This is a genomic window from Coprobacter fastidiosus (assembly GCF_982245605.1).
In genome coordinates, this window is record NZ_CEVCIF010000066.1 from 1 (window position 1) to 8612 (window position 8612).

General features: G+C 36.9%; 6 protein-coding genes. 4 read left to right on the forward strand and 2 right to left on the reverse strand.

Going from position 1 to position 8612, the window contains the following annotated elements; genetic code table 11:
- Positions 1–74 precede the first annotated feature (74 nt).
- Entirely contained in the window at positions 75–707 is a 633-nt protein-coding gene (locus tag AC0UMU_RS12910) for a TetR/AcrR family transcriptional regulator (protein WP_009316804.1), read from the reverse strand.
- Positions 700–4908: an acyl-CoA dehydratase activase gene (locus AC0UMU_RS12915; protein ID WP_278715077.1), complete on the reverse strand. Its 4209-nt coding sequence runs from the start codon at positions 4906–4908 to the stop codon at positions 700–702. The genes AC0UMU_RS12910 and AC0UMU_RS12915 overlap by 8 nt, the downstream gene beginning before the upstream one ends.
- A 480-nt stretch (positions 4909–5388) precedes the next feature.
- On the opposite strand from AC0UMU_RS12915, the gene AC0UMU_RS12920 reads away from it, so the two are divergent.
- Genes AC0UMU_RS12920 through AC0UMU_RS12935 form a run of 4 tightly spaced genes read left to right on the forward strand, consistent with a single transcriptional unit; the run spans position 5389 to position 8546 of the window.
- Complete coding sequence (locus AC0UMU_RS12920; protein ID WP_278715075.1) at positions 5389–6117, forward strand: hypothetical protein; 729 nt, start codon at positions 5389–5391, stop codon at positions 6115–6117.
- Between the two features lie 5 nt (positions 6118–6122).
- Positions 6123–7280: a radical SAM peptide maturase, CXXX-repeat target family gene (locus AC0UMU_RS12925; RefSeq protein WP_009316807.1), complete on the forward strand. Its 1158-nt coding sequence runs from the start codon at positions 6123–6125 to the stop codon at positions 7278–7280.
- The gene (locus tag AC0UMU_RS12930; RefSeq protein ID WP_278715074.1) at positions 7270–8247 is read left to right on the forward strand and encodes a CXXX repeat peptide maturase; all 978 of its coding nucleotides are present in this window, start codon (positions 7270–7272) and stop codon (positions 8245–8247) included. Before AC0UMU_RS12925 ends, AC0UMU_RS12930 begins: the two co-directional genes overlap by 11 nt.
- A 23-nt stretch (positions 8248–8270) precedes the next feature.
- Positions 8271–8546 (forward strand): CXXX repeat peptide modification system protein, encoded by a 276-nt coding sequence (locus AC0UMU_RS12935; RefSeq protein WP_009316809.1) that lies wholly within the window; start codon positions 8271–8273, stop codon positions 8544–8546.
- The last annotated feature ends 66 nt before the right edge of the window (positions 8547–8612 follow it).

Consider the following 8612-nt stretch of genomic DNA (forward strand, 5'->3'; position numbering starts at 1 on the left):
TAAAAGGGCGGCATGACAAAAAAAAGAAGGCATCCTTTTTAGACACCTTCTTTCTATATTTATAGTGATATTTTTCAGTTCTGATTTTCATTTGAAAGAAGATTACATACATGTGTGATGATGTATGGTTTCCATTTCGCAAGCATTTCATCATAAGTTTCATTTTCTTCGAGTAGAATATTTTGGCACATGTTTTTTGTTGAGAATGGCATTGTCAATAACGAATAAAATGTGAGAAACAGAAAGCGCATGGGTACTGTTTTGAGTTTTCCTTTTTTCATTTCATTTTGTAATCCATTTCTTATAGTATCGAAATAGTGGACAGAGTGCATTTCAGTTATAGTTTTAGAAAAGTAATCGAAATCGCGATGCATCTCTTTCATTATAAATATAGGTAGATTAGGATTGGCTTTAAATACTTCGTAGTAAGCATCTACGACTCTTCCTATACGTTCTCCGATCGGTGTGTCTTGTTGTAATATTATATCCTGAACTTTGGGTATCAAAGATTTTACAATCGATCCGAACACGGCTTGGAACATTTTATCTTTTGTCCGGAAGTAGTAATGCACTCCGGGTCGATTTATTCCTACCTTTGTCGCAATGTCGCTCATGCTGGTCTCCGCAAAACCATTTTCAATAAACAGCTCTTTGGCAGCTTCTATTATTTTTGTTTCCAAATCTTCGCTCTTTTTATTTTCAGTCATGATTATAGTTATTTTTTAAATTATCAATAAAAAGGAGTATTCGGTTTTTTATATTGACATCGCTGACTCCACTATCGAAATCTAAAGATAGAAAATTTATTTCTGGATATAAATCTTTTATTCGTTTTTCCATCCCTTTTGCCACGATATGGTTGGCAATACAGCCAAAAGGTTGTAGGCTTATAACATGTTTTACTCCTTGTTTGGTCATTGAGAGAATCTCTCCGGGCAGTAGCCATCCTTCTCCGAATTGAGCGCAAAGCGATATCACTTTGCTGGCTTCTTCTGCTTTAGAGAAGATACTTTCGAATGGAGTGAAATAACGGAATTGACGACTGACGGTATTTGCTCGATCTATTTGTTTTTTTACCCTATTGTATATCCAATGAATAACAATATCCGGCAGAATTTTTTTTGAAAGTTTATTGTTTTGATTGACTTTTGTATTTACAAAACTCTGCATAAAAAAGTCTGTCAGGAGAGGAGGAATTACTTCTATACCCTGCTCTGTCAGCCATGATGTAATGTCCTTTTGTGCAAACGGATTGAATTTCAGATAAATTTCTCCTACTATACCTATTTGAGCCGTATCCTTATCTAAGATGATCTTATTGAAAGCTTGAGCTGCAGATGAAAGTAGATTCCAGATTTCATTTACACTGTTTTTTCGGATAGCTTCTATCGCTGCATTCATGTAATGGTCGAGTAGGAGAGCAGCCATTCCTTTTTCTTTTTCGCGAATAACCGATGCATAGTAAAATTTTGCCAGGCAGTCGCTGTATAGTAATGACGTAACAACAATTGGAAGAACTTTTATCCAATTGATTTTGAATCCGGGCTGGTTATTGTTTATACCCGAATTGGCTGTGATCGATATGACCGGGACATCTTTAAATCCGGATTCTGTCAGAGCTTTTTTAATGAGAGAAATGTAATTGGATGCCCTGCATTGTCCCCCGGTTTGTGTAATTGCAACAGCCGTATTTTGAGGGTCGTATTTCCCAGTTTTGAACGCTTTTACTATATCTCCGACAATAAGTGTAGCAGGATAACATACTTCGTTGTTAGCGTATTTTAATCCCCATTCACATGATTGTGAATCACTGACAGGAAGATTATCGACATCATAACCGGCAAGTCCCATGAGCGGAGGTATTAGCGGAGAAATAAAAGGCGTGAAAAAAGGAGCTATGATTTTTCGGTATTTATCTTTTTTTCTGAATATGGGAGTTTGCATAAATGGCAACGTCTCGTTTTCCTGTGTTTTTTGCATTGAGAGCTTTAAACTCTCTATTACCGATCGTACACGTAATTTGAGAGAACCGAGATTGCTCACATCATCGATTTTCAATAGAGTCAGAGTCTTTCCATGACGTCTTAGCAGATTGTGTGTCTCGTCAGTCAAAAAAGCATCCGGTCCGCATCCAAAAGAGGTCATTTGCATGAATTGGATGTGCTTATCCTGTTTTGCCGCCCATTCGGCAGCTTTCAAGATACGGTTGGTATAAGCCCATTGAGAAATGAAGTTTACGTCGTTTATTTCAATGTCGAGGCCTCGTACAATGTCTTCTGTTATTACATTTGCTCCCATTGCGGAGATCATATCCGAGAGCTTATGTTGAATCAGCGGATCGGTATGATACGGTCTGCCCGCAAGAAGAACTGTAAGCTTTTGCGTGTCTTTATTCTGTTCCAATATATCCCTGTTATATTTTGTTATTTCCGCCTCATATTCATTCGATGCGGCTATTGCTTTTTCAAAAGCTTTTTTGATGGTGGAACGGGCTATGCCGAATTGTTCCAGATACGCAGCGCACTGTTTGAAGAGCAATTGCTTGTTCTTAAAGGTTATTGCTGGAGAATCTATCGGAATATTGTCATGTTGTACCCCTTTTATGACTTCGGTATATCCTGACACAATAGGACAATTATAACTGTTTTGTCCCCCGTCGAGTTTCTCATATACAACGAAAGGCATAAAAATACGGTCGACTTTTTTAGTGATTAGATTTTTGATGTGACTATGCACCAGTTTTGCCGGGAAGCAGATATTGTCGGACATAACCTGTTTTGCACTTGCTTCATAGTCGGCAAACGTAGAAGCGTCAGAAAGTATAACATTGATATTGCAGTGTGTAAAAAGCGTATGCCAGAAAGGATATTCCTCATACATATTAAGACAACGGGGCATCCCGATCGTTGTTATGGGAAAATCGATATTGACTTTACGGTCGAAGAGTAGCTCCAGCTTGCGTGTATATGCGTTAATGCCGTGTTCGTTTTTTTGACCCTTATTTGTAAATACCTTTTCACAACGATTCCCGGAGAAATAACGGTTGCCGTTGTTAAAACGGTATACTGTGACTAAACATTGATTTTCACATCCGTGACATTGCTGTGGGTGTGTAGTATAATCAGAACTGCCGATAAATTTTTCAAGAGATATTATATTACCCTGTTTTTGCCGGGCATAAAGGGCACAACCTATAGCTCCCATCAATTCGGGATGATTGCAACGGAATACTTCATGTCCTGTTAGTTTCTCAAAAGCATGCACTACTGAGTCGTTTTTCATGGTACCGCCTTGCACTACAATATGTTTGCCGAGTTCTTCTGTATTTTTTAAACGTAGTACTTTATAAAGGCAGTTTTTAACTACCGAATAGGATAGTCCGGCGGCTATGTCGCTTACCGTGGCTCCTTCACGTAAAGCTTGTTTTACTTTAGAATTCATGAAAACGGTACAGCGAGTGCCGAGATCATAAGGTAATGTTGCTTCACAGGCTTTACGGGAAAATTCATCTATACTATACCCTAATGATTTTGAAAATGTTTCTATGAAAGAGCCGCATCCTGAGGAACAGGCCTCATTTATTTCCATACGGTTTATTACACCGTCGTTGATAAATATCGCTTTCATGTCTTGCCCTCCGATATCGAGAATAAAGGATACTTTGTTTGTAATATGCCGGGCAGCCATGTAATGGGCAATAGTTTCTATAATACCGTAATCGAGAAGAAATGAAGCTTTTAGCAGATCTTCACCGTAGCCCGTTGAACAACTTCCGGTTATGACGATTTCTGCCTCAGCCTCTTTACATTTATCTTGAAACAATCTCAATCCGTTCTGTACCGTAGCGATCGGATTACCGTCATTGTTATGATAATAATGAAAAACTATCTCGCCATCATTATTCAGTGCCACGATTTTTGTCGTTGTAGAGCCCGAGTCTATCCCGAGAGTTACTTCGGTTTTACCACGAGTGAGTGTTGTCTCTTTTATTTCGTGACAAGATATTCTTGATTTCCAAGATTTATAGTCTTCTTCATCTTTAAATATCGGCTCTAACCCTTTGGCGATCGTAACAGTATTATTCAGTCCTTTTTGTATATTTTCAATTAGTGAAGATAATTTGATCGCTTTATTTTTATCTGCAGAAAGGGCAGCTCCTAACGCAGGAATTAGATGGCTGTCTTGAGGTATGACAATGCCGTCATCTGTTATTTTAAGGTAGTCTTTAAATGCTTGTCGCAGTGCCGGTAAAAAAGTAAGAGGTCCGCCACAAAATAAGACTGGTGTTTGTATATCGCATCCATGAGCCAGTGTGACAACGACCTGTACGGCTACGGCATGAAATATAGAAGCGGCAATATCATCTTTGTTCACGTTTTTTGCTATCAGATTTTGTATATCGGTTTTACTGAATACTCCACAACGTGAAGCTATCGGATAAATGTTCTTTGCCCTTATTGCCAGTTGATTCAATTCTTCAGTAGGTATTCCGAGAAGTATCGCCATTTGGTCTATAAAAGCTCCTGTTCCTCCGGCGCAATTACCGTTCATTCTCAAATCTGTCGCTTTGCCTTCGTTAAAGAATACGACTTTAGCATCTTCGCCTCCGATGTCTATCATTGATTTTACATCGGGATGGTCTTTTTGTACGACTTTAGTTGCGGCTATTACTTCTTGTATGAATGGAAATGAACATTTTTCTGATACTCCCATGCCTACCGAACCAGTAATATCAATCGTTACTTCTACATCACCGATTTGAGATTGTAGATTTTTCATAAACGATATAAGCAGATCTTTTACTTTGGCGTTATGCCGTTCGTATGCGGAAAATATGATTTTGTCATACTCGTCAAGTACGACAATCTTGGCTGTTGTAGAGCCTATATCTATACCAACCTTAATCATTTGTGTTTTATATATTATTTTACACTATTGTCAAACGCAAAAGTAAAAACTGGTGTGCTAAGATCCAAGAGCGGTTGAAAATAAATAACTGTTGTTAATATTTTTTTGATAGAATCCGGGATATAGTCGGTTGAAAATCAACGAAAGAAAACACAAAAGTGATCAGATAATACTTTCTTATTGGAAAATTTATAAAGGTCGCATAATACTTATTGTTGAAGTAAAGTAAGATAGCGAAAGAATTAATTTTAGATTTGATAAAAATTGATTTTATAAAGTATTGTAGTGCGTTGTTTTTATTGATTGATACTATTTTGCGATATATATATTATTTATTAAGTTTGTTACCATTTACTTGCATATATAGATAAATTTTGCGAATATTGCATATAGATTGTACATGTAGTAATCGGGTATCAGACTTCTATTTTGTAATTTTGCCGGCAGATCGATTAGGATAATTTAATTCATTTATTTTTTATGAAGATAGAAAATGATAAAATAGATGAGAAATCTTCTTTAGATAGAAGACAGTTTATTAAGAAAACATTATTTTCGATACCTATACTTACTTCTATATCAATAACTTCATTACTTACTTCTTGTGAAAAAGATACAGAAGATTTAAGTTCTGGAGGAGGTGGAGGTCATCTCGGTTGTAATAATTCATGTAGTTCTTCTTGTAGCGGAGATTGTTCTTCTGGTTGTGGAGGAGACTGTTCTAATATTTGTACGGCAACATGCGGCAATAATTGTACGAGTGGATGTATTGATGCGTGTACAGCAACATGTGGTAATACTTGTTCTAATACCGGATTAAAAAGCAGTATAGAACAATTTGGTTGCGGACTTCCTCCCGGATGTAGCAGTTCTTGTAGTTCAGGATGCTCTAACGCTTGTAGTAAAGCTTGTAGTGTGGGTTGTATGGGGGCATGTAGCAGCAGTTGCGGTGGTACTTGCTCGGGGACTTGTAGTACTCAGTGTTCGGGAAGTTGCAAAGGTTCTTCTACTTCCAGCAGCTGTAGTGGATGTTCTGCCACTTGTAGTGGGACATCAAGATCCAGCACATGTTCTACTTGCGGGTCGGGATGTGCGAATAGTTGCATAGCAGGATGTGGTGCTTGTGGAAAAAGTTGCACTACCGGTTGTGATAATACGTGCCGTTCGGGATGCGATACTCAGTGTTCACTTAATTGTGCTTTTTATTAATCAGCATGGTACAGGAAGAAAGCCAACGTGAATGGATAAAAGGTAATGCCCGACATATAACTTTTATCGTAACGGAGAATTGCCAATTGCGCTGTAAGTATTGTTATATAACAGGAAAAAACAGTATTAAGAAAATGTCGTTTGACATTGCTGCTAAATCTGTGGATATGATACTTGATATGCCGCAGTTGGTGTTTGGAAATGAGGGTGTCGTATGGGAATTTATAGGGGGAGAGCCTCTTATGGAAATCGATCTGATCGATCGTATCTGTGATTACATCAAAATTAGAATGTTTGAAATGAATCATCCTTGGTTCAATTCTTATCGAATAAGTATATCGACTAATGGACTGTTATATAGTTCTCCCAAAGTCCAAAAATTTATAGAGAAAAATAGCAAGCATCTGAGTATAGGTATATCTATAGATGGAAATAAGGAGAAACATGACAGTCAGCGGATATTTCCGAACGGTGAAGGTTCTTATGAAGAAGTGTTGAGGAATGTGAAACTTTGGTTGGCGCAATTTCCTGAAGCAACGACAAAAGCTACGATTTCTCATGATGATCTTCCGTATGTCAAAGATAGTGTTTTGCATTTATGGAGTATCGGTATAAAGTATGTGAATATGAATACCATTTTTGAGAATTGTTGGGAAGATGGCGATGATCTTATTTTTGAGAGGCAGTTAACCGAACTTGCGGACGAAATAATAGCAAATAAGTATTATAATAATTTTTATTGTTCTCTATTTGATCGGAGTTTAAGTGAACCGGTAATAAAAGACGGTAACGATTCGAACTGGTGTGGTGCAGGTAAAATGATTGCGGTGGGATGTGATGGCGGTTTTTATCCTTGTATTCGATTTATTGATTATTCTTTAAATAATAAACCCGGATTAAAGATCGGGGATTGTAAAACGGGTATTGATAAAAATCTGTTACGGCCGTTTGAAACATTACGAAAATCGACGCAAAGTAGTATGGAGTGTATGGACTGCGAAGATAGCAATGGATGCGCTTGGTGTCAGGGAGCTAATTATGATTTTGCTGATTCGGACACAATTTTTCAGCGAGCTACTTATATTTGTAAAATGCATAAGGCTCGTGTCCGGGCTAATAAATACTTTTGGAATAAACTGGACAGAATTGAAAATGGAAAATAGTAAGTTGGAATCTGTCGTTATTGTTACAGACGATATTGCTCCGTCTTTTTGTTATTATGATAGCAAAACAAAAATGACCGGATTGATGCCGATTGACGTATTGAAAGATAGTATAAATTTTTGTGAAAGGGGAGGCTATGCGGCAACGGTCTTGTATAGTGCCAGAATATCGGAGGAACATCTAAAACTTTTGGATGGTTTTGCTCATATAAAAGTGCTGGATATAGATACTCTGAAGTTTTGTTTACCAGATCCGGAAAATGATATTATAATTGTCGAATTAGGAAAATTTCAAAATTTAGACACTCTTCAAGGTAAGAAATATAATATTATTTTGAGAATGGACCTTGAAGAAGCTAAGCAGTTGCCAATGCTTATATATCAGTATCACCATTATTTTCGAAGGTTGAATGTTCTTTTTAAAAATGTTGGATCGGCAACGGAATCGGCTTTAAATCAGTTCAGGATAGATATAGAGCCGTTAAAAAATGTTATGTACGATTTGTTAGTATCGGGCAATGCATTTGAGTTTAATATGGTAACCGATAGGATGGTTTTAGATAGCGTAAATTCTTGTGATGCGGGGATAAAACATCTAACGATAGCTCCGAATGGTTGTTTTTATGTTTGTCCGGCATTTTATTATGAAGATGAGGATCATGCAGTCGGTTCTTTAAATACAGGTATCAATATACCTAATAGTCATTTATTGACAATACAATATTCTGCTTTGTGCCGTATTTGTGACTCATATCAATGTAGAAGATGTGTATTTTTGAATAAGAAGATGACACATGAAGTCAATACTCCTTCTCATCAACAATGTGTATTGAGCCATCATGAACGGAATTTGTCTGGTATTTTATTGCAGAAGCTGCAAAGCAAGCATTTTTTCAGTCATATAAAAAATATACCGCCACTATATTATTTAGACCCGTTAGATTATTATCAAGATATAGTAAAATGAATAATGTAATAAAAAGATAGAAAATGGAAAGAAAGTTAATAGGTTCTGTGTCGGAGCAAGAAAGAGATGAGATTAGAACATTATTTGAAAGAAAAAATGGTCTTAATGAGTTATTTAAAGTTCTTGATGCGGAAAATGAGGCATTATATAATAAGTTGGTAGCAGATATGAGTATAACGGCAACCAAGTTTCAATCATGGTGGGATGAGAAAGCTCAGAAGTATCAATGGGACTCTTTGCCGGATCATAGGTGGGAAATAGATTTTGATACTTGTGAAATTTTCTTGGTTAAACGTTAGTCTTTGTAGGGACATTCAGTAAATAGTATAAAATTAGCCAACTAATTCATACACAAAGTATTGCGA